This window comes from Comamonas sp. JC664, assembly GCF_042647185.1.
Genome location: NZ_JBHRUZ010000028.1, coordinates 1 through 18,993, shown reverse-complemented (window position 1 = coordinate 18,993; position 18,993 = coordinate 1). Strand labels below are relative to the sequence as shown.

The following is an 18,993-nucleotide window of genomic DNA, read 5'->3' as shown; positions in this document are numbered from 1 at the left end:
CCGTTGGTGCTGGTGGTCGACGACTCCATCACCGTGCGCCGCGTGACGCAGCGCCTGCTGCAGCGCGAAGGCTACCGGGTGGCACTGGCTGCCGATGCCTGCAGGCACTGGACCGTCTGCGCGAAGAGCGCCGGTCATGGTGCTGTCGGACATCGAGATGCCGCGCATGGACGGCTTCGAGCTGGTGCGCGAGATCCGTGCCGATGCGGCGATGAACGACCTGCCGGTGGTGATGATCACCTCGCGCATTGCCGACAAGCACCGCGAGCACGCCGCCAGCCTGGGCGTGGACCACTACCTGGGCAAGCCCTATGCCGACGAGGTGCTGCTGTCGCTGGTACGCCAGTGCGTGCTGGACCACGAGATCAAGGCGGCCGACGCCGGCACGCTGCACTGATCGGGTGGAGGGCTCCTGCCAGAAGGGCTGCCTGCGGGCAGCCCTTTTTTTATGCGCGCCAGGCAGCGCATGCAGAGGGCTGTGCAGACAAAAGGGCGGCAGCCTGCCCGTACAATGGTTCCCCTGAGCGCTGAGACTGACACTTCCGGGACCATGAACTCACCCACCACTTTCTGATTGCGATGCCTGGCATGCAAGACGAGATGTTTGGCCGCAGCGTGGTCTATGTGTGTGAGCACAGCGAAAAAGGCGCGCTGGGCATCATCATCAACAAGCCCTCGGACATCACGATGGCAAGCTGTTGACAAGGTCGACCTGCCGCTGCGCCGTGAGACCTGGAGCTCGAGCCCGTGTTTCCAGGGCGGCCCGGTGCACACCGAGCGCGGCTTTGTGCTGCACGATCGGATCGTGATCGAGTCGGGCGCCGTCGATGAGTCGGCGTACTCGGCGACCCTGACATTCCCGCGGCTGGAGATGACCACCTCGCGCGATGTGCTCGAAGCGCTGTCCCCGGCGCCGGCCCGCACCGGGTGCTGGTCTCGCTGGTTATTCGACCTGGGGCGAAGGCCAGCTGGAGTCGGAGATCACCGAAAACGCCTGGCTCACGGTGCATGCCGATGCCGGCGTGATTTTTGACACCCCTGTGGCGAGCGCTATGACACCGCGCTGGCGCTGCTGGGTGTGCAGCCCTGGGCCCTGTCTGCCGCCGCAGGCCGCGCATGACGGACGCGGCCACCAAGCCTTTGCTGGCCGAGGCTGCGCGCATGCAAAGCTTTATCGCCTTTTGACTTTGGCATGAAGGCGCACCGGCGCTGCCTTTGGCACCCGCATGCTGGGCACGGCCCGGCCGCTGCCGACGATCCATGCCGAAGGAAAAGCCCGCTTTACCCCGATGGAGAGCCTGATTGCGCAGTGGCAGCCCGATGCGCTGGTGGTCGGCATTCCTTTCACCCCGATGGCCCCGCCCATGAGAACACGGCGCTGGCGCTGCGTTTTGCGCGCCAGCTGCGGGGGCGCTTTGGCCTGCTGGTGTTCGAGGTGGACGAGCGCTACAGCACCACCGAAGCGCTGGCCAACGGCTGCGCGCGACGCCGATGCGGCCTCGGCCTGCATCATTCTTGAACAGTTCATGCGCATCTGGATGTGCCTGACGTGGGCCACCCGAACTGAGCCGCTATAGACCCTCCATGCCCGTACTGACTCGCTCCCTCATCGGCCTGTGGCGTCTTGCGCGCATGGGCGGGCATATCACCACCGGGGTCATCACGATCTGGCTGAAATTTGGCCGCATGGGCCATGAGGAGCGCAACCGCGCGGTGGAGCGCTGGGCCGGCAAGCTCATGCAGCTTTGCGGCATCGAGCTGCGCGTGCTGGCGCCGTGCCCCAGCAGGGCCCCTTGCGATTGTTGCCAACCACCTGTCCTGGCTCGATATTCCGGCCATCCATGCGGCCCGGCACTGCCGCTTTGTCTCCAAGTCCGACGTCAAGGCTGGCCGGTGATTGGCGGGCTCGCCAGCGCTGCGGGCACCTTGTTCATCGAGCGCAACTCCCGGCGCGATGCGATGCGCACCGTCAGCCGCATGGAAGAGGCCATGCGCAACGGCGATATGGTCGCCGTGTTTCCCGAAGGCACCACCGGTGATGGCCAGCAGCTGCTACCTTCCATGCGAACCTGCTGCAATCGGCGATTGCCGCTGAGGCCCCGGTGCTGCGCTGGGCCTGTGCTTTTACGACAAGCACAGCGGCCGCATGAGCAGCGCCCCCAGCTATGTCGGCGATGAGAGCCTGCTGGGCTCCATCTGGCGCACGGTGACGGCCCCGCCGCTGGTGGCCCAGCTCAACTATGGCGAGCCGCAAAGCAGCGCAGGCCCAACGGGCGCGACTGGTCGGCCGAGCTGCAGGCGGCAGTGGACCAGTTGCGCCAGGTGCAGCGCTGATACGGACGAGATTTGTTGGGCTTGAGACCCGCGCGTAACGGGCTTGAGTCATTGAACAGGTTCTCAGTGCTCGGGCGCAAAGCAGACCAGGTGCTCGGGCTGGGCGCGCAGCCAATGCTCTCGCCCAGCGCATGCTGCAGCTGGCTGGAGACCTGGGCGTAGACCAGCTGCTGGCTGGGCAGCTGCAAGGTGTACAAAAACTGCGATCCCCGAAACGACTTGCGCAGCAGGGTTGCCCGGTAGGGCGATGCCGGGTCAAACACCACCTCGCTGGCGCGCAGCAGCACATCGCAGGCCTCTGGGGCCTCAGGCGGGCAATGGAACCGAGGGGGGTGTCCAGCTGCCAGCCCTGTGCAGAAGGCAGCGGGCTGGCCGGCAGCAGGCTGCCATGGCCAATAAAGTTGGCACAAAGCGGCTCGCCGGCTTTTGGAACAGGGTCGTGGCATCGGCCCATTGGTGCAGATGGCGCTTTCCATCACGCCGATCTGGTCGCCAATGGCAAAGGCTTCGAGCTGTCATGGGTGACGAAGAGGGCGGTCGCCCGTGCGGCTTGAGGATGTCGCGCAGCTCATGGGCCAGGCGCTCGCGCAGATCCACATCGAGGTTGGAGAAGGGTTCATCGAGCAGCATCAGCTGCGGCTCGGGTGCCAGCGCCCGGGCCAGCGCCACGCGTTGCTGCTGGCCGCCCGAGAGCTCATGCGGGTAGCGCGCAGCGCTGTTCTCCAGCCCCACCAGGCGCAGCACCTCTTGCACGCGCGCTTGTTGCTCGGCCTTGGGCCGCTGGTGGATGCCAAAGGCCACATTCTTGCCGACGCTCAAATGCGGGAAGAGGGCGTAGTCCTGGAACACCATGCCGATGCGGCGCTTCTCAGGCGGCAGGCTGTGCTGGTGCTGCTGACCACCTGGCCTTGCAGCCGGATCTCGCCGCCGCTGATGGGCTCCAGCCCGGCCACGGCGCGCAGCAAGGTGGTCTTGCCGCAGCCCGAGGGACCAATCAGCACCCCGATATCGCCAGCTTGCAGCTGCAAGGACACCTGCGCCACGGCAGGCTGGGGGCGGCCCGGCGTAGCGCACATTCAGTTGGGAGACCTCAAGAAACATGGCGGCATTGTAGAGGGTCCGCCCAATGGCAAGGCCATAAGGATGCTTTGCATAACCCTCGCCCGATGGAATGGACGCGGATCGGATGAGCCGCAAGGCGTCTTTCGCAGTGAATAGCCGAAGCTATTGACAAGGGAGACAACGCAGCGGATCGCCCGAGACCGCGTTCAGGCCATGGCAGGGATTTATGCAGAGGATCCTTCGCAAGGGCGCAGGTAGAATCGCCAGCTTTTGGCCCGTCAGTGATTCGCATTTGCAAAACCTTGCCCGCTTCCGTCGTCAGCTGCTGCTCGTAGCCATTGCCCTGGTGTTGGTGTTGCCAGTGCTCACGTCTTTAGCGCCTGGCTGCCCGGGGCGGGCAATGACGCCGATGCCTTTGCCGTGGTGCGGGAGATGTTTGCCACGGTGCTGCCCGGCTATATCCGCACAAACGGTGGCGCTGGGCCTGATGGTGGCGCTGGGCGCGGCGGTGCTGGGCAGCTTGTGCGCGGCGGCTGTGACCTTGTTCGATTTTCGCGGCCGCAAGACCTGGAGTGGCTGCTGCTGCTGCCGCTGGCGATGCCGGCCTACGTGACGGCCTATGCCTATACCGACTTTCTGCAGTTCAGCGGGCCGCTGCAGGTGTGGATGCGTGCCAGCTTTGGCTGGGAAGGGCGCTTGCTGCCGGAGGTGCGGTCGCTGGGCGGCGCCGTGCTGGTGTTTGTGGTCTCGCTCTACCCCTATGTCTACCTGCTGGCGCGCACGGCGCTGAGCGAGCGCGCCGCGCACCTGATGGAGGCCGCGCGCCTGCTGGGCGCGTCGATGCCGCGCCGCATCTGGACGGTGGCCTTGCCGATGGCGCGACCTGCCGTGGTGGCCGGGGTGGCGCTGGTGATGATGGAGACCCTGGCCGATTTTGGCGTGGTGAGCTACTTTGGCATCCAGACCTTTACCCACCGGCATCTACAAGGCCTGGTTGGCGATGGAAAACCGCAGTGCTGCCGCCCAGCTGGCCACGATGCTGCTGGTCCTGGTGCTGGTGGTGCTGCAGCTGGAGCTGCGCGCGCAGCGGCGCATGCGCTTTGTCCACCAGCGGGGTGGGGCGCGCCTCATCGGCCGAGGCCCAGCCCTACCGCCTGCAAGGCGCGCGCTGCCTGGCTGCCTGGCTGGTCTGTGGTCTGCCGGTGCTGCTGGGCTTTGTGCTGCCGGTCCTGTTCATGCTGCGGCCTCTGGCGGCCGATTGGTCGGTGATTCCGCTGGACCGCTTTGTGCAGTGGGCGGGCAACAGCATCCGCTTTGGCGCCATCACCGCCGTGCTGGCGGTGGCCATTGCGATGCTGGCCGCCTACGCTGCACGCCGCAGCCAGGACTGGGTCACACGCAGCACCGTGGGCCTTATCAGCCTGGGCTATGCGGTGCCTGGCGCGGTGATTGTGGTGGGCTTGCTGCTGCCCGTTGGCTGGGTGCAGCAGGCGTTTCCGCAATGGGGCTTTCCGCGCTGATCACCGCCACCTCGACCGGCATCATCTGGGCCTACCTGGTGCGCTTTACCGCCATTGCGCTGCAGGCCTTGCAAAGCGGCTACACCCGCATTCCCAAGAGCCTCGATGAATCGGCGCGCATGCTGGGCGTGGGCAGCGCCGGCCTGCTGGCCCGCGTGCATGGTCCGCTGCTGCGCCGCTCGGCCTTGACCGCTGCCTTGCTGGTGTTTGTCGATGTGATGAAGGAGCTGCCCGCGACGATGGTGCTGCGGCCCTTCAACAGCGACACCTTGGCCGTCGTCGCCTACCAGCTGGCACGCGATGAGCGCCTGGGAGAGGCGGCGCTGCCATCGCTGGCACTGGTGCTGGTGGGGCTGGTGCCGGTCATCTTGCTGATCCGCACCATGCGCAGCTCGGCTGCGCGCTGAGAGTCCTCGGCTCCTGGGTCTTTGCCTTGTCTGTTGACGCAGCGGGGCAGGTCCGGCTATACGCTTGCATGTGCTGTCGACCCACAGCGCGCTGTGGCCGCAATAATTGGCAATTCTGTGGTGTTCTCGCCGGATCCATAGCGGACCTATATCGCATTTGATCTGGATCAAACAATCACTTCGGGTTTCCCCCTAAACTTCATTTTTGAAACATTAATTGACTATTGGTGTTTCGTTTTTTGAATCACCGGGATGGTCACCATCCGCTCGGTCGGATGGCAGGCGCGCTGAGGTCGTGCCCGGCTTGCTCCCTGTCCACCTCCCACTGCCGCCCAGCGGCTCCCATCGCGTGCAAACACCAACACCCGTTCTGGAAACAGACAACTGGGGCGTGGCCTATGGCGACAAGGTCATCCTCTCCGGCTTGCAACTGCAGATTGCGCCCTGCGCCGTGACAGCCCTTATGGGGCCGGTGGGCGGGGGCAAGTCCCCGCGCTGCGCAGCTGGCCGGTCTCAATGACGAGAACCCGCGCTTTGTGCAATGGGGGCAGCTGCGCTATGCCGGCCAGCCGCTGGCAGGCACGCACCGGCCCAGCTGTGCGCCAGCATGTGCGCCTGATGCAATCGAGCGTGCTCGATTCGCTGACCGAACTGCTGCAACACAGCCATCCGCGCTCCGGCTGGACCGGCGTGCCTGGTGCGAGGCCTATCTGGAGCGCATGGGCTTTGCCGATATCCAGCCGCTGCTGGCGCCGCACGACGATCGAGCTGTCGGCAATGCACCAGCGCGCCATTGCCATCTTGCGCGAGGCCGCGCCGAGCCTGCGCTGCTGATGTGTGACGAGCCCACCGCCGACCTGCAGGACTACGACAGCTACCTGCTGCTGGAGCTGCTCAAGCGCATTTCCCAGGAGCGCGCCGTGCTGCTGGTGACCCACAACCAGCGCCACGCCCAGCGCGTGGCCGACCATGTGCTGCAGCTGGCCGGCGGCGCGGTGCAGGAGACGAGCCGCGCCGAGCGCTTTTTCTCTGCGCCTTATTCACCCGCCGGCCAGCAGTTTGTGCGCAGCGGCAGCTGCGCGGTGGTGGCCCGCAGCGAACGGTGCAAGAGGCCATGCAGGCCGAGCCAGCCCCTGTCACTGTTGCCGCGCCGGCGCCCACCGCTGCGCAGGCCGCACGCCAAAGCAGCGCGCGGTATTGCCCGATCTGGTGCTGGCCAATCCGGTGCTGGCGGCCGAACATTTTGTGCCTGGCGCACGCGGGCCGCGCGGCTTTGCCTGGCTGGTGCCCGGCAAGCTGGCGGGCACGCCGCTGCCAGGGGTGGTCAACGACACCGATGTGGACATGCAGGCCTTGAAGCGCTGCGGCATCACCGTGCTGGTGTCGCTCACCGAAAACGACATCGACCAGGCGGCGCTGGCGCGCAACGGCCTGCGCATGTGCATCTGCCCGTGCATGACGCGAGCCGCCCTCGTGTCGCAGCTGCAGATGCTGATGCTCAAGATGAAACGCCTGCTGCTGGCCGGTGACGTGCTGGCCGTGCACTGCCTGGCAGGCCTGGGCCGCACCGGCACCGTGCTGGCCGCCTGGCTGGTATTTGAAGCGTCACCGCCGAAGAAGCGCTGCGCCGTGTGCGCGAGATCGAGCCGCAGTACGTGCAGTCCGAGCAGCAGGAGAGAGAGCGCTGCTGGCGTACGAGGAAATGCTGCTGGAAAAAATGGGCTGATCGCCGTTTGGCGTCGGCCCTTGACCTACCCACTTTGAAGGAACACAACTCATGTCCATGGAACCGTTTTACAGAAAGTCGCCACCTTTGTGCCTGAATGCCTGGCTGCCGGCTATGTCGACGTGGCCACCGGCATGCTGCTGGCCATTCGCACGGTGGATTCGCACCCGCGCGAGGTGATCGACCTGGTGGCCGCTGCAACGGCCGACCTTTCAACGGCCCCAATGTCTCGATGATCGAGCGCATGTTCAAGAAGTCGCGTGGCCTGCAGGACGACGGCCACCACTACTTCCAGGAGATCATCGTCAACAGCGACAACCTGATCCACATCTTCATGCGCGGCAAGACCACCCCGAGTATGTGGCCGTGCTGGTCTGCCGACGCACTGCCAATCTGGGCATGGCGCTGACCAAGGCGCGCATCATCATGCCCGAGCTCGAAGCCTCTCTGTAATAAGATCGGGGCCATGGCCCCAGAAGACACGATCACCATCTACCACAACCCGCGCTGCAGCAATTCGCGCGGCGCGCTGGCGCTGATTGAGGCGCGCGGCATCCAGCCCCGGGTTGTTGACTACCTCCATGCCCAGCTCGATGCCGCCCATCTGGCGGCGCTGATCGCCCAACTGGTTTGCCAGTGCGCGAGGTGATGCGTAGCAAGGAAGCCATTTACCAGGAACTGGACCTGGGCTCGAAGGCCTGAGCGATGCCGAGCTGATCGCGCAGATTGCCGCCCACCCCGAGCTCCTCAACCGGCCGATTGTGGTGAGCGCCAAGGGCGCCCGTTTGTGCCGCCGCCCGAGCGGGTGCTCGATCTGCTCTGATGGGCCCGGCCACCTGCCTGCCAAGCCGCAGCCCTGCACCAGCAGACGGGGGCTAGCAGATGCTGCGCGTGACCGTCCTGTCCGGCCTGGGCCACACGATTGCGGTGATGGTGGCGCTTTTGGTCTACACGCTGGTCACACGCGCCGGCCACCAGCGCCGCACCCGGCATCGGCCATTGGCTGGGTGCTGGGCATGGTCACCTTTCCCTATCTCTTTTTGCCGCTGTTTCTGGTGTTCGGGCCGCGCAAGGCGGTGCGGCCCCCGGCGCATGCGGTCATCCCCAACAGCGGGCAGCGCCGCAGCAGCGTGCCAAGCAGGTGCCGGCCTGGGCCGGCCAGCTGCTGGCGAGCATGGAGCTCGATGCCGCCCAGCCCAATGCCAAGGTGGTGTTTCACCAGGATGGTTTGCAGGCCCTGCAGCAGTTGCTGCGTCTGATCGAGCAGGCCCAGCGCAATCTGGACCTGTGCACCTATGTGTTTGCCCGACGATGTGGTGGGGCGCCAGATTGGCACGGCGCTGCAGCAGGCAGCGCGCGCGGCGTCAGGGTGCGCTTGCTGCTCGATGGCGTGGGCTGCTGGCGCCTGCTGCCGTCGCGGCTTCTGCGCCAGTTGCGGCGCTCGGGCGTGCTGGTGCGCCGTTTCATGGTGCCGATGCTCCAGCCCATTCGCGGCGGCAGCAACCTGCGCAACCACCGCAAGCTGGCCGTGGCCGATGGCGTGCATGTCTGGAGCGGTGGGCGCAATCTGGCCGATGAGTATTTTTTGCCCAGCAGCGCCGGGCACCCGGCCTGGGTGGACCTGAGCTTCAAACGTGCAAGGGGCCTTGGCCGGTGTGGTGACGGCGCAGTTCGAGGCGGACTGGCGTGCAGCCCGAGGGCGCGCCGCCCGGTGTGGCTGTCGCCGGCGATGGCGCTGGGTGGCGGGGACCAGGCCTGGGCGCAGTGGCTGCCCAGCGGGCCCGACCATGCCGACGACACCTTGCATGCGCTCTACCTGGCCAGCGCCTTCCATGCGCAGACCTCCATCACCTTGTGAGCCCGTATTTTGTGCCCGATGACGCGCTGATCGAAGCCTGGTGCCTGGCCTGCCGGCGCGGCGTGCACCTGCGCGTGGTGGTGCCCCAGCGCTCCAACCACCGCCTGGCCCGACTGGGCGCGCGAGCGCGCGTTGCGCGCCTTGGTGCTGGCGGGGGGCAGAGGTATTTTGCTCCCCCCACATGGTGCATGCCAAGGTGGTGGTGGTGGACGACCGCATGGGGCTGTGCGGATCGGCCAACCTCGACGGGCGCAGCCTGTTCTTGAACTACGAGGCGATGACCGCCTTCTACAGCGCCCCCGACATCGCCTGGCTGCAGCAGTGGTCTGAGCAGCAGATGGCCGCAAAGCTCCCCCTACGCCTACCGCGCCCCTGGCTGGTGGCGCGATGTAGGGGAGGGGCTGGTGCGCGCAGTCGCCTTTCAGCTCTGAGGCGCAACGCAGCGCCAGCGCCACCACAAAGCCACCCGCAGGTGGCTGGCATCAGGCCTGCGGTCGTTTGCGTGCACGCGCCAGGCCCCATCCGGCAACCAGGCCGACAGACCGAGGCAAGGCCCAGATATCGAGCAGCGGAACTGCCTTGGGCGTGGCCGGTTGCGGCGGCGTCGTGGTCTTGATCGCCCAAAGGCGGCACTGCAGACCTCGGCACCCACCAGGGTGCCACGCTGGGCCACGGGGGTGACGCAGTAGTACAGATAGGCTTGTCGTCGGCCGCTTGCGTGGTGTAGGTCACCGTGCCCGATGCGCCCATCGTGTTGCCTGACTGCAGCACCGTACCCTGGGCCGCCTGGGTCAGGTCGGCATTGGCACTGCGCACCCATTGGTAGCGCGTACCTGCCGTGCTGCCATCTTCCAGGGTCGGTTTCGGTGTCGGCATAGCTGTAGCTGCCGGTCAGCGTCTGGCCGACCTCGGGCTGGCATTGACGGCAGGGATGGCGCTGGGCGCCTCATTGGCGGTACAGGCATTGGCCCCTGCGATGGCGGCGGCAAAGCCCATGGCGGGGTTGCCGCTTTTGACATAGACCGTGATGGTGTTGGCCCCTGCCTTGCAATCGGGCGAGGCCATCGCAATGGTGAGCCAGCGAGAGCTGCCAAAGCCGTTGTAGCCAAACTGGTTGGCGCTGCCCGCTTGGGGCAGACCCCAGGTTCCGCACCGCGTGCCAGCTGCGATTGGCCGTTGATGAAGATATCCACCACCGAGTTGTCGGCGCTGTAGGTCATCGAGGGCTGAAAGCTACCCAGAGACACGCGGGGTCGAGGTTGAACTGCACCTGGAACAGCCCATCGATATTGCCAAAGTTGGCGCCATCGATGTAGGGCTGGCCGCCCCAGGCATTGAGGCCAATCCACTGCGCGGTGCTGCTGTTGGCTGGCGTGCTGGTCCAGCTCGCGTTGCGGCTGGTGACGATGGCTGCATCACCAAAACTGCCCCAGTTGGCAGGCGAGCTGCCCGCGTAGGCCGCCAGGTACTGGAAGCGCCAACGTCCGTCGATGGCTGGGTTGATGCACTGGGCTGGCCGGTGTTGAGCTGCGCCAGCGAGTTGGGCTGCAGTCGATGGTTGACGGGGCTCTGGGCTTGCGCCGGCAGGGCACAGACGGCCATGGCTGTCGCCAGCAGCGAGCTGGCAAGCCAGGCTTGGGGCTGTGGTGTGGACCGGAAAAACATCGTAAATGGCATCCAAGAATTCAATTGATTTTTTATTATTCCAAATCGAATTGTCCGCGTCTGTTACCAACGCTGCCCAGGGATGCCTTTTGATAATTGTCCACAGAGTTGTGGCATTTTGCTGCTGCTCCGGTGCGGGCAGGCTGCCTGCAGTGGCCTTGTCAACGGTGGAGGGTGGGGTGGGCGTGGCTTGCGGCTGCACCGAAGGTGTGGTCTGCGATGCAGCAGCCATTGACAAGTAAACCTGACATTTGCTAAAGTCAGGTTTACTTTACATCTCGCTTTATCCTGACCATGCATAACGCTCCTCCTCCCCCTTACCCCAGCCCCAGCATGCGCGCCTACTTCCTCCGCACAGCGCTGTGGATGGGCCTGTACTGCGCCCTCCATGCGCTGGTCATCGTGGGCGTTTTTGATGCCATCCTTGGCACGCCCGCGCCTGGCTGCTGGCGCTGGCCGTTGCGCTGCCGATTGCCGCGCAGCTGCGTGCGTCCTTGCAGTGGATACAGGCAGCGGACGAGTACCAGCGCGCGCAGGCCGTCCGCAGCGTGGTGATCGCCTGCGGCCTGGTGCTGATACTGTGCAGCGTCTGGGGCTTTGGCGAGAGCTATGCCGCAGCGCCCATGCACCGGCCTGGCTGGTGGTGCCGCTGTTCTGGTGGTCTGGGGGCTCGTCACTGGCGTAATGCGGCTGCGCAGCTGAGATGGACAACCATCTGCGTACGCTGCGCGCCCAGGCCCAATGGACCCAGGCCGATCTGGCGCAGCGCCTGGGGGTATCGCGCCAGGCCGTCAACGCGCTGGAGACGGGCAAGCACGACCCGTCGCTGGACCTGGCCTACCGCATCAGCGTGGTGTTTTGAGCTGCCGGTCGAGGCGATCTTTCAGAACCCTTACCGCAGCGCGCCGGGCTTCGATCGCGATCTGTGTCAAGCATGGGCGTGCCTAGCCCCTTATCGTCGGCATTGGCTGACAGGTTTTCTCTGCTTTGGTATGAAGCTAGTGGCTCTCTGAATAAGAGAGCTGAACAACATGCGCGCCGCCATCTGGCTGCCATCATCGGGCCAGATACTGGCCGCTGGCGCCACTCGCTCTCGCTTCGTTTGTCTTCAATGCTTGTTTGAAAGGTACACCATGGCCAAATCTGAACGCAGCACGAAAACGGATATCAAAGCCCGCCGCAAGGCCCCGCTGGCAACGCCCAGCGATTGGATGCCGGGGCCACCAAGGACATCAGCGCGGCCCTCACGGCATCCTGGCCGATGTGTTTTGCGCTCTACCTGAAGACCAAGAATTTCCACTGGCACATGAGCGGCCCGCACTTCCGTGACTACCACCTGCTGCTCGATGAACAGGCCGACCAGCTCTATGCGATGACCGACGCGATTGCCGAGCGCATCGCAAAGTGGGCGGCACGACCTTGCGCTCCATTGGCCACATCGCGCGCCTGCAGCGCATCAGCGACAACGATGCCGACTATGTCGATCCGCTCGATATGCTGGCCGAGCTGCGTGAGGACAACCAGCAGCTCGCCGCCCGCCTGCGCGAAGCCCACAACGTGACCGACGAGCACCGCGATATTGCCTCGTCCAGCCTGCTGGAAAACTGGATTGACGAGACCGAGCGCCGCACCTGGTTCCTGTTTGAATCCAGCCGCAACGCCGGCTAAGCGCCCCAGGCTATCCCCGTTGCAGTAGCCGGGACCGTGCCTGGCTCAGCGCCGCGCTGGCTTTGCCACTGCGCGTTGGCGGCGTTGCTGCATCCAGGCGATGGGTGCCAGCACCAGCGACAGCAAGGCCAGGCTCCATGGGGGCAGGGTGGGCACCGGTGTGGGAGCCACGGCAGGCACTACCACCGCACGACCGACCACCTCACCCGAGGCGATAAATCGCATGGCGCCTGGGCCTGAACAGGTGGCATCGGGGCAGAAGGTGGAAAAGGCCTTGTTCCGTAGTGCCACCGTGACTGCCGCTTCTGCTTCAGGCGGCTTGATCGCAATCGTGCCACCGGCATCCGTCATCGGGCTTTGCAGGTCCAGCAAAATGACTTGCTTGCCCGTCAGATCGCTGGTGTCAGCAGGCACAAAGATCATGTTTTGTGCCGGGTCGGCAGGTAGGCGTCGCAGTTGGAGCCATCGCAGGTATTGCTGAAGCTGGCAGCCGGTATGCCCTCCGTGCCCGTGGCGGTCACATTGATGGCGCTAAAGGTCTGGGTGGTGGCATCAAACACATAGGACCAGAGGCGGTGCCGCCATCGACAAACTTCACGTCTGTCAGGGTCCACTGCACCAACGCTGCATTCGCGGCCGAGGCAAAGCCCCCGATGGCCAGGGCCAGGGCGCCGGCGCACAGCAATGTTTTCATCGCAATCTCCATGTGTGTGGAATGCAAACAAATGTATCGCATTTGCAAGTATTTACTATCCCGTATTCTGGGGATTTCATGGGCGTTGAAGCTGTGTTAGACGCTATTGTCAGACGCCACGCCTTTTTGCTGAGAGTTGGCCTGGCGAGGGCACCAGTGCACGTAAAGATTGCTACAGTTTGAGCCTGCATCAATTTTGTGGTGGATCTATGGATAACCAAGAAACAGTCACCATCCATACACCTTTTGCGATCTCGCCCCGGGGGGCTGAGGTTCTGGCAACGGGTTGGAGCGTCAGGAAAGAGTTCATCGGCGAGCCGGTGCACGATACCAACGGCCAGGAAATTGGTACCGTGGATGATGTGATCGTCGGCAAGGAAGACAATCTTATTTTTTGCCATTGTCGGCATTGGCGGCTTTATGGCCTGGGCACCTACGATGTCGCCATTGAGTTCTCGCGTTTCAAAGTGGGCAAGTACGTTGCTGCTCCCGATGCGAGCAAGGAGACCTTGCAGGGCCTGCCCCAGTTTGTGTATCCGAAGGCCACTGCTTAAGGTCGATCATGTCGCGCAGAGCGCCGTGTGCTGTGCAACACAGCTCCGGCGCTTTTGCCTTGGTGGTCTTTGGGTCAAGGTGCCTGCGCCCGACCAGAAACTACCCGCAAAGGAACATGCGGGCTGAGCCAGCCGCCGGCACATCTGCCCAGCATGCGTGGCATGAAAAAGCCACCTTGCGGTGGCTATCCGTGATCGGCGATGGTATTTAGCCGATGTGCTTGCGCTGGCGCCGGATCCCCAGCAGGGCGATCAGCGTGTTCAAGCCATGAGCGCCCAGGGGCCCAAGCCTGGCACCGGTGTAGGCGCCTGCTGCACCACGCGGGTGGTGACCGGCCCTACAGGGCTGGTGCACACCTCCAGCCCAGGGCTTGCACCGGTTTGGCGCGGCAGGCTTGACGCAGAAGAAGACATATTGGTTCAGGTCTGCGGCTTGCAGGGTATAGGTAGGCGTCTGGCCTGCCCCCCGGTGGTGCCGCTCGCTACTACTGTGCCGTCGCTGGAGCTGCTGATGCTGGGGTTGGGGCTGGTCACAAACTGGTAGGTGGTGCCGCTGGGGTTTTCAACGTCGCTGTTGTTGTCCGCATAGGTGTAGCTGCCGGTCACGGTGGAGCCGACCTGGGGTGTGCCGGTGATCGACGGGACGGCCGTGGGCACCACATTGGGTGGCAGCTCGGTCACCGGGCCCAGCGCGGTAGTGCAGACCTCCAGCCCGGGGGTTGCGCCGGTTTGTGCATCTGGCCTGACGCAGAAAAAGATATTTTTTATCCTGGTCCGCTGGCTGCAAGGTGTAGGTGGGCGTCTGGCTTGCACCTCCGGTGGTTCCGCTCGCCACTACCGTGCCGTCGCTGGAGCTGCTGATGCTGGGACTGGCGCTGGTCACAAACTGGTAGGTGGTACCGCTGGGGTTTTCAACGTCGTTGTTGTTGTCCGCATAGGTGTAGCTGCCGGTCACGGTGGAGCCGACCTGCGAGGTGCCGGTGATCGTCGGCTCGGCAATCGGTTACGGTGTTCGGTGGTGCGCGTTCGATCAAGGCCACCATGTGCTGGTAGGCAGGATCGCGATTGCGAAACAGGTCCATCGTGTAGGTGCCGGACCGGTAGGAGGTACGCAGCGTCGGCAGACTGGCCTTCATGGCGTCGTACAAGGAGTTGTACGCGCTTACAAATGCGGCTTGGTCCGAGCCGCCATACTCAATGACGTTCTCTGAAAGCACGGGATGCGCCTGCACTGATGTTGATGCTGGCGGCGCTTCCGTCGTAGTCGTTGCCAAGCTCCCACAGTGCATACTGGAGGCTCGCCGCTTGCTCCACGCTCCCATTCTTGTAATAGCTGAGGTTAGTACTGGTCGAGCAGCCAGTAGATCGCGCCTCGCCCGCCGCTCCTGAGGCGCCCTTGATGCGCGTGGCGCCCGCTTCCGTGTCAAATTGGGCTTGAGGGACGGGTGTGGCGGCGTGGGCAAAAGGCGGTTGTGTGGAATGGTCAATGCAAAATCTGCAGTACTGGCTCATCGCTATACAGCGCCCCGTCGGCATCGTATGTGAGGTTCTCCGAGGTCCCGGAATAGATCGAACTGAAGTTGTAATTCACCGGGCCAGAAACGAACGCGGCGCTGGACAAGCCAGGCACCGCCATCGCAAGCGCTGCAGCAAAGGGTCAGCATTTGTTGTCGCATGATTCAATTCCATTCTCTAGGGGGAGGCGAAAATCTGCTCGGTTGAGAAAAATACCCACCATTCATTCAATGCGGCAGGGTATGGGGCTGCCTTTATGGCTGCACAAGCAGATAACCCGGTGGAGATAATTGCCTGATAACTGCTGGCTAATAGGTCAAGACCCATATATTTGACATGAATGTGCAGAAAGTTATGGGTTCATGTCTCTTAAGGGCTTGGCGGCAAAACAAAACTTACAGTTGGAACTGTACAACGCAATTACATACAGGCATCTTTGGTTTTATTAAAGAAGTTTGTTATTTGTATTTTTGGCGGGCGAAGGTGTAAATAGCGATGGAAATTCATATTGTTCACAATCAACGCAGCTTTTATTCAATGGCAAGATAAACCAAAACAATTAATAATGGTTGTTTAATAATTGTCTGACCGTGGGTATGAATAAGGCCCTGAACCGGTTGCTCATCGATAGAGCCCGCGCGTGCTCACTGAGGATGCTGCTTGAGCAGGTGGCCATCACGAAGATGGCCGTAGGTGTGACCTTGGGGCTGCGCCGTCCGTCCCATTGTTTGGCAGGCCGCCAGCCCGCTCTAGCGGTGTCAGCCGCTGATCGGGCCAAGCGATGTGCGGCCATCGTGGCTGTGCGCAGCCCATAACCCCAGGCGCTCGCGCAATACAAAGCGCAGCTGGCACCTGTGCATGACCTGGCGCGGTCACAGTGACGCTGGAGCGCGGCAGTGGCAATGGCGCCACCGGGATGGACAGCGCTACCTACGGACCTGGCCAGGGCGATCTGGATGATCAGGATGAAGCGGCTGGCTTTTGCACGGCCTGCTCCGCTGGCGTGGGCGCTGCGCTCTGCACCTGGCTGAGCATGTAGTTGGCCAGCGTCCTCATACAGCGGCCTGGCGATCATGCGTGAGACCAGGCTGGCCAGCATCGCGGCGGCCATCAGACTCAGCACATCGAGTGCCCATCGACCATCTCCATCACGATGATGAAGGCCGTGAGCGGGGCTTGTGTGACGGCGGCCAGGAAAGCGGCCATGCCCATCGCAATCAACGCGGGGGCGATGTCGCTGCCCCAGCATCAGCGAGACGTTGTGGCCCACACCTGCGCCAATCGACAGCGAGGGCGCGAAGATCCCGCCAGGCACGCCCACCCAGGCAGACAGCCAGGTGGCGATGAATTTGAGCGTCACATACAGCGCAGGCAACTCGGCCTCTCCCGCCAGCATGTGCTTGACTTCTTCCGGACCGGCGCCAAAGGTGGCCGCCGCTGGTGGACAGGCCGATGACGGCAATCAGCAAGCCGCCAGCAGCTGCAAAGCGGATGGGATACTGCGCGCGCAGGCGGTTGAGGCGCTCTGGCGCGCCGGTCAGGGACGCGGCCATGAGCTTGGCAAACAGGCCCCCAATACGCCGCAGCTCAAGGCCACACAGATGCCGGGCAGCAGTGCGTGCCAGTTGAGGCTGGGCACCTGGATGCGCCCAAAATAGTTCAGGTTGCCAAATGCGGAAACGCCCATCAGACCGGCCAGCACGATGGCGGCAATGATCAGCCGCTGGCGCGAGATTCCAGCTTGCGGGACAGCTCCTCAATGGCGAAAACGATCCCTGCCAGCGGCGCATTGAAGGCGGCTGCAATGCCCGCTGCACCGCCTGCCACCAGCAGCGCATGGCTGGTAATGCCTGAGCGCGGACCAAACCAGCGCTTGGCATGGTGCATGACGCCGGCGGCCACCTGCACGGACGGCCCTCGCGGCCAATCGACAGCCCCGCCAGAAACCCCAGGCCAGCCAGCGCAATCTTGCAGGCAGACAACCACAGCGAGACAAAGCGGCTGCGCTGCAGGTCGTTGAGCGCCGTCTCTTGCGCGGCCATGACCTGTGGAATGCCCGAGCCCGCAGCGCCAGGCGCCCAGCGGCGTGTGGCCCACACAATGGCTGCTGTCAGGCACGGAGTCCAGACCAGCACCGCCCAGCCACCTTGCGAGTGGTAGATGTGCATGAACCAGTCAAAGGCCTTCTCGGCCACCATCGGAAACCGACCACGCACAGGCCCGCTGCCGCAGCGTAGGCCAGCACAATGCAACGCTCCACCCAGCGCCATCCATCCCCGAATTCTTGCCTCAGGTTCTGTACGAAATCGGGTTCTTGCTGCATTGCGCCCTCATGGAGTGAGGGTGCCAGTCTAGTCAATTCGACTGTGGCCAGTCAGGCCGCCTTCCAACCCGTGACCATAACGCTCAGGTTTTGGGGCGAAAACGGATGTGTATGTAAAGGAAGCCTGACATGCGTCATTCAGTCCCTGACTCCCATCGCGCTTCGGATGCGCTGGTCGGCACAACGCGCCGCGATCCAGGTATGAAGTGGGGCGCAATGTACGCCACCGCGCTGAGCGTGCAGCGAACAAACCTTTTGGGAGGCGGCAGCGGCAGCCCGCGCGCTGAACTGCAGCAAAGGTGCCTGTCCGCTCAGTGGCTGTTTAACAGCAACTATTAAAAGTATTTCACATAGCTTGTTTTTTGTTACATTGCGGGTGCTCATTACAGAGAAACATTTATGTACATAAAACGCCTTCTGTTTCTTTGGTCATTGCGGCAGTAGCCGCCACCAGCAGCTTCGCCCAACAGGCATTTTACCAATGGCACGCTGAGCTCTGACCTGTCATTCAAAGACGAACTGGCCAGCACCTCGATGACGCTGGCGTATGACGGTAGCCATTACTGGTCTTCTTCAGGCGGCAGCGCAAGTGGCGAACGGCTGGCGCAGTACAGCAGTGCCGGTGCACTGGTCGCCAAGTTTGCCTCCGGACTGGACTTTCGGTCGGTGTTCACGCAAGGCGCAAACCTGTACGCGAGGCAATTCAACGACGCGACTATTTACCAGCAGGCGGCTGCCGGCACATTTTGCACCACTTGTCACTCTGACGGATCTGACGGAGCAGCAGGTGGGGGTGGTGCTGAACGGCGCCGGCAACGAATACATTGCACTGGTAGAAGGAAACGTCTATCGTTGGAGCCTCGCGGGTAGTCCGTTGGGCAGCGTTGCCTTGGTTGGCTTTGGCCCCCAACCGGGCGAGAACGAGTATCCCCAAAAACCGAGGCATCAGTGCATCGGGGAGTTACTGGTTTACCTATTCCAGGGCGTTGTATCGGCTTGGGATGCTTCGGGCAGCGGGTTGGCCAGACTTCCCTGGCGGGTGCGGGCACCTCTTTTGATTCCCATTTCAGCTTCAGTTTTGCAATGGTCGCTTTTGGGTCGTAGACCAAGCCGGTGCGGCCTGGCGTGGGCTATCCCCTGGTGGTGTTGGCGATTTCACCGGCGAGTTTGCCCGCCGGCAAGATCGGCGTGGCCTATAGCACACGATGACTGCAGGTGGGGGGACTGCTCCTTATACCTGGTCGGCCAGCGGTTGCCGGCAGGGTGGAGCATCGGCGCCGAGACGGGAGTTATCAGTGGTGTGCCGTCGGAGGCGACCACTGCGCAGGTCACCATTTCGGTGGTTGACAGTGCGAACCGGGGACAAGAGCACAAATATCACGCTCGTCATTGATCCACTGGATCTGACCGTCAACCCCAGCTTGCCCAATGGTCAAGTCGGCAAGACGTACACCGCCAGTATTGGGGTTTCAGGGGCGTGGCGCCCTACCACCTGGTGCTCGATGGTGAACTGCCAGGGCTTGAGCCTGGATCTGACAACGGGAGCGATCACAGGCACACCCACAAAGACCCAGATCAGTACCTTTAGTGTCACGGTTCGGATAGCACGGCCATCAGCTTGGCTAGCGCGACCAAGGCTGCCGTCAACAGCGTGACGCAGAGCTATA

Annotated in this window: 25 protein-coding genes and 8 pseudogenes; 21 read left to right on the top strand and 12 right to left on the bottom strand. The window is 63.4% G+C overall.

From position 1 onward, the window contains the following. The 4 genes and pseudogenes from ACFODQ_RS04335 to ACFODQ_RS04320 all read left to right on the top strand — a co-directional run. Positions 1-397: pseudogene (locus ACFODQ_RS04335) on the top strand (response regulator); the annotation flags it as partial. A gap of 182 nt (positions 398-579) precedes the next feature. Beyond that, a pseudogene (locus ACFODQ_RS04330) lies at positions 580-1,120 on the top strand (YqgE/AlgH family protein). Between the two features lie 106 nt (positions 1,121-1,226). Further along, positions 1,227-1,577 (top strand): Holliday junction resolvase RuvX, encoded by a 351-nt coding sequence (gene ruvX, locus ACFODQ_RS04325; RefSeq protein ID WP_377015304.1) that lies wholly within the window; start codon positions 1,227-1,229, stop codon positions 1,575-1,577. 7 nt (positions 1,578-1,584) lie between these two features. Further along, positions 1,585-2,334: pseudogene (locus ACFODQ_RS04320) on the top strand (lysophospholipid acyltransferase family protein). Between the two features lie 63 nt (positions 2,335-2,397). On the opposite strand, the pseudogene ACFODQ_RS04315 reads toward ACFODQ_RS04320, so the two are convergent. Continuing rightward, positions 2,398-3,435 (bottom strand): annotated as a pseudogene (locus tag ACFODQ_RS04315) (ABC transporter ATP-binding protein). Positions 3,436-3,688: 253 nt separating this feature from the next. Here ACFODQ_RS04315 and ACFODQ_RS04310 point away from each other — a divergent pair. The 11 genes and pseudogenes from ACFODQ_RS04310 to ACFODQ_RS04260 all read left to right on the top strand — a co-directional run bounded on the left by ACFODQ_RS04310 (position 3,689) and on the right by ACFODQ_RS04260 (position 9,523). Continuing rightward, positions 3,689-5,323 (top strand): annotated as a pseudogene (locus ACFODQ_RS04310) (ABC transporter permease). 391 nt (positions 5,324-5,714) lie between these two features. Beyond that, entirely contained in the window at positions 5,715-5,843 is a 129-nt protein-coding gene (locus tag ACFODQ_RS04305) for a hypothetical protein (RefSeq protein WP_377015302.1), read from the top strand. Then, entirely contained in the window at positions 5,840-6,157 is a 318-nt protein-coding gene (locus ACFODQ_RS04300; RefSeq protein WP_377015300.1) for a hypothetical protein, read from the top strand. The genes ACFODQ_RS04305 and ACFODQ_RS04300 overlap by 4 nt, the downstream gene beginning before the upstream one ends. A 363-nt stretch (positions 6,158-6,520) precedes the next feature. Further along, on the top strand, positions 6,521-7,087 hold the full coding sequence (locus ACFODQ_RS04295) for a hypothetical protein (protein WP_377015298.1): 567 nt from the start codon (positions 6,521-6,523) through the stop codon (positions 7,085-7,087). A gap of 51 nt (positions 7,088-7,138) precedes the next feature. Next, on the top strand, positions 7,139-7,285 hold the full coding sequence (locus ACFODQ_RS04290; protein WP_377015296.1) for a hypothetical protein: 147 nt from the start codon (positions 7,139-7,141) through the stop codon (positions 7,283-7,285). Beyond that, positions 7,282-7,458: a hypothetical protein gene (locus ACFODQ_RS04285; protein ID WP_377015294.1), complete on the top strand. Its 177-nt coding sequence runs from the start codon at positions 7,282-7,284 to the stop codon at positions 7,456-7,458. The genes ACFODQ_RS04290 and ACFODQ_RS04285 overlap by 4 nt, the downstream gene beginning before the upstream one ends. Positions 7,459-7,515: 57 nt before the next feature. Next, entirely contained in the window at positions 7,516-7,698 is a 183-nt protein-coding gene (locus ACFODQ_RS04280) for a hypothetical protein (protein WP_377015292.1), read from the top strand. Positions 7,699-7,747: 49 nt separating this feature from the next. Then, positions 7,748-8,308, top strand: a complete 561-nt coding sequence (locus ACFODQ_RS04275; RefSeq protein WP_377015308.1) for an ArsC/Spx/MgsR family protein — start codon at positions 7,748-7,750, stop codon at positions 8,306-8,308. Beyond that, entirely contained in the window at positions 8,191-8,907 is a 717-nt protein-coding gene (locus ACFODQ_RS04270; protein WP_377015290.1) for a phospholipase D-like domain-containing protein, read from the top strand. The genes ACFODQ_RS04275 and ACFODQ_RS04270 overlap by 118 nt, the downstream gene beginning before the upstream one ends. An 11-nt stretch (positions 8,908-8,918) precedes the next feature. Continuing rightward, entirely contained in the window at positions 8,919-9,173 is a 255-nt protein-coding gene (locus tag ACFODQ_RS04265; RefSeq protein ID WP_377015312.1) for a hypothetical protein, read from the top strand. Beyond that, positions 9,089-9,523: a phospholipase D-like domain-containing protein gene (locus ACFODQ_RS04260; protein ID WP_377015288.1), complete on the top strand. Its 435-nt coding sequence runs from the start codon at positions 9,089-9,091 to the stop codon at positions 9,521-9,523. Before ACFODQ_RS04265 ends, ACFODQ_RS04260 begins: the two co-directional genes overlap by 85 nt. A 275-nt stretch (positions 9,524-9,798) precedes the next feature. On the opposite strand, the gene ACFODQ_RS04255 is transcribed toward ACFODQ_RS04260, so the two are convergent. Continuing rightward, the gene (locus tag ACFODQ_RS04255; RefSeq protein WP_377015286.1) at positions 9,799-9,972 is read right to left on the bottom strand and encodes a hypothetical protein; all 174 of its coding nucleotides are present in this window, start codon (positions 9,970-9,972) and stop codon (positions 9,799-9,801) included. Positions 9,973-10,123: 151 nt separating this feature from the next. Further along, positions 10,124-10,588 carry a hypothetical protein gene (locus tag ACFODQ_RS04250; protein WP_377015284.1) on the bottom strand — a complete coding sequence of 155 codons (465 nt, stop codon included), beginning with the start codon at positions 10,586-10,588 and terminating at the stop codon, positions 10,124-10,126. 278 nt (positions 10,589-10,866) lie between these two features. Between ACFODQ_RS04250 and ACFODQ_RS04245 the strand changes: the two genes are divergently transcribed. From ACFODQ_RS04245 to ACFODQ_RS04235, 3 genes and pseudogenes are all read left to right on the top strand, one after another. Then, positions 10,867-11,127, top strand: a complete 261-nt coding sequence (locus tag ACFODQ_RS04245) for a hypothetical protein (RefSeq protein ID WP_377015282.1) — start codon at positions 10,867-10,869, stop codon at positions 11,125-11,127. A gap of 148 nt (positions 11,128-11,275) precedes the next feature. After that, entirely contained in the window at positions 11,276-11,434 is a 159-nt protein-coding gene (locus ACFODQ_RS04240; protein WP_377015280.1) for a helix-turn-helix transcriptional regulator, read from the top strand. Positions 11,435-11,705: 271 nt separating this feature from the next. Beyond that, positions 11,706-12,240: pseudogene (locus ACFODQ_RS04235) on the top strand (Dps family protein). A 45-nt stretch (positions 12,241-12,285) separates the two neighbouring features. Here ACFODQ_RS04235 and ACFODQ_RS04230 read toward each other — a convergent pair. Both ACFODQ_RS04230 and ACFODQ_RS04225 read right to left on the bottom strand, forming a co-directional pair. Then, positions 12,286-12,663 carry an IPTL-CTERM sorting domain-containing protein gene (locus ACFODQ_RS04230; RefSeq protein WP_377015278.1) on the bottom strand — a complete coding sequence of 126 codons (378 nt, stop codon included), beginning with the start codon at positions 12,661-12,663 and terminating at the stop codon, positions 12,286-12,288. Next, on the bottom strand, positions 12,660-12,800 hold the full coding sequence (locus tag ACFODQ_RS04225; protein WP_377015276.1) for a hypothetical protein: 141 nt from the start codon (positions 12,798-12,800) through the stop codon (positions 12,660-12,662). The genes ACFODQ_RS04230 and ACFODQ_RS04225 overlap by 4 nt, the downstream gene beginning before the upstream one ends. Positions 12,801-13,113: 313 nt before the next feature. Here ACFODQ_RS04225 and ACFODQ_RS04220 point away from each other — a divergent pair, with 313 nt between their 5' ends. Further along, a complete protein-coding gene (locus tag ACFODQ_RS04220; protein ID WP_377015274.1) occupies positions 13,114-13,488 on the top strand; it encodes a PRC-barrel domain-containing protein in 375 nt (124 codons plus the stop codon). Between the two features lie 420 nt (positions 13,489-13,908). On the opposite strand, the gene ACFODQ_RS04215 is transcribed toward ACFODQ_RS04220, so the two are convergent. The 7 genes and pseudogenes from ACFODQ_RS04215 to ACFODQ_RS04185 form a co-directional block, all read right to left on the bottom strand. After that, positions 13,909-14,169 carry a hypothetical protein gene (locus ACFODQ_RS04215; protein ID WP_377015272.1) on the bottom strand — a complete coding sequence of 87 codons (261 nt, stop codon included), beginning with the start codon at positions 14,167-14,169 and terminating at the stop codon, positions 13,909-13,911. Between the two features lie 230 nt (positions 14,170-14,399). Next, positions 14,400-14,624 carry a hypothetical protein gene (locus ACFODQ_RS04210; RefSeq protein ID WP_377015270.1) on the bottom strand — a complete coding sequence of 75 codons (225 nt, stop codon included), beginning with the start codon at positions 14,622-14,624 and terminating at the stop codon, positions 14,400-14,402. Positions 14,625-16,119: 1,495 nt separating this feature from the next. Next, complete coding sequence (locus ACFODQ_RS04205; protein ID WP_377015306.1) at positions 16,120-16,209, bottom strand: chloride channel protein; 90 nt, start codon at positions 16,207-16,209, stop codon at positions 16,120-16,122. Between the two features lie 94 nt (positions 16,210-16,303). Continuing rightward, positions 16,304-16,399 (bottom strand): annotated as a pseudogene (locus ACFODQ_RS04200) (hypothetical protein); the annotation flags it as partial. Positions 16,400-16,540: 141 nt separating this feature from the next. Next, positions 16,541-16,705 (bottom strand): hypothetical protein, encoded by a 165-nt coding sequence (locus ACFODQ_RS04195; protein WP_377015268.1) that lies wholly within the window; start codon positions 16,703-16,705, stop codon positions 16,541-16,543. Between the two features lie 14 nt (positions 16,706-16,719). Further along, positions 16,720-17,171 (bottom strand): annotated as a pseudogene (locus tag ACFODQ_RS04190) (chloride channel protein). Further along, complete coding sequence (locus ACFODQ_RS04185) at positions 17,114-17,263, bottom strand: hypothetical protein (RefSeq protein ID WP_377015310.1); 150 nt, start codon at positions 17,261-17,263, stop codon at positions 17,114-17,116. Before ACFODQ_RS04185 ends, ACFODQ_RS04190 begins: the two are co-directional and overlap by 58 nt. Positions 17,264-18,578: 1,315 nt before the next feature. Here ACFODQ_RS04185 and ACFODQ_RS04180 point away from each other — a divergent pair. Together ACFODQ_RS04180 and ACFODQ_RS04175 are read left to right on the top strand one after the other, a co-directional pair. Beyond that, positions 18,579-18,719, top strand: a complete 141-nt coding sequence (locus ACFODQ_RS04180; RefSeq protein WP_377015266.1) for a putative Ig domain-containing protein — start codon at positions 18,579-18,581, stop codon at positions 18,717-18,719. Beyond that, the gene (locus tag ACFODQ_RS04175; RefSeq protein WP_377015264.1) at positions 18,676-18,981 is read left to right on the top strand and encodes an Ig domain-containing protein; all 306 of its coding nucleotides are present in this window, start codon (positions 18,676-18,678) and stop codon (positions 18,979-18,981) included. Before ACFODQ_RS04180 ends, ACFODQ_RS04175 begins: the two co-directional genes overlap by 44 nt. The last annotated feature ends 12 nt before the right edge of the window (positions 18,982-18,993 follow it).

Excerpts from the sequence above, each read along its gene's own strand:
- ACFODQ_RS04205 (WP_377015306.1), bottom strand. The coding sequence starts at position 16,209 with ATGGCCGCTTTCCTGGCCGCCGTCACACAAGCCCCGCTCACGGCCTTC.
- ACFODQ_RS04245 (WP_377015282.1), top strand. The coding sequence starts at position 10,867 with ATGCATAACGCTCCTCCTCCCCCTTACCCCAGCCCCAGCATGCGCGCC.
- ACFODQ_RS04285 (WP_377015294.1), top strand. The coding sequence starts at position 7,282 with ATGATCGAGCGCATGTTCAAGAAGTCGCGTGGCCTGCAGGACGACGGC.
- ACFODQ_RS04240 (WP_377015280.1), top strand. The coding sequence starts at position 11,276 with ATGGACAACCATCTGCGTACGCTGCGCGCCCAGGCCCAATGGACCCAG.
- ACFODQ_RS04255 (WP_377015286.1), bottom strand. The coding sequence starts at position 9,972 with ATGGCCTCGCCCGATTGCAAGGCAGGGGCCAACACCATCACGGTCTAT.
- ACFODQ_RS04230 (WP_377015278.1), bottom strand. The coding sequence starts at position 12,663 with ATGATCTTTGTGCCTGCTGACACCAGCGATCTGACGGGCAAGCAAGTC.
- ACFODQ_RS04260 (WP_377015288.1), top strand. The coding sequence starts at position 9,089 with ATGGTGCATGCCAAGGTGGTGGTGGTGGACGACCGCATGGGGCTGTGC.
- ACFODQ_RS04210 (WP_377015270.1), bottom strand. The coding sequence starts at position 14,624 with ATGAAGGCCAGTCTGCCGACGCTGCGTACCTCCTACCGGTCCGGCACC.
- ACFODQ_RS04280 (WP_377015292.1), top strand. The coding sequence starts at position 7,516 with ATGGCCCCAGAAGACACGATCACCATCTACCACAACCCGCGCTGCAGC.
- ACFODQ_RS04300 (WP_377015300.1), top strand. The coding sequence starts at position 5,840 with ATGACGAGAACCCGCGCTTTGTGCAATGGGGGCAGCTGCGCTATGCCG.
- ruvX (WP_377015304.1), top strand. The coding sequence starts at position 1,227 with ATGCTGGGCACGGCCCGGCCGCTGCCGACGATCCATGCCGAAGGAAAA.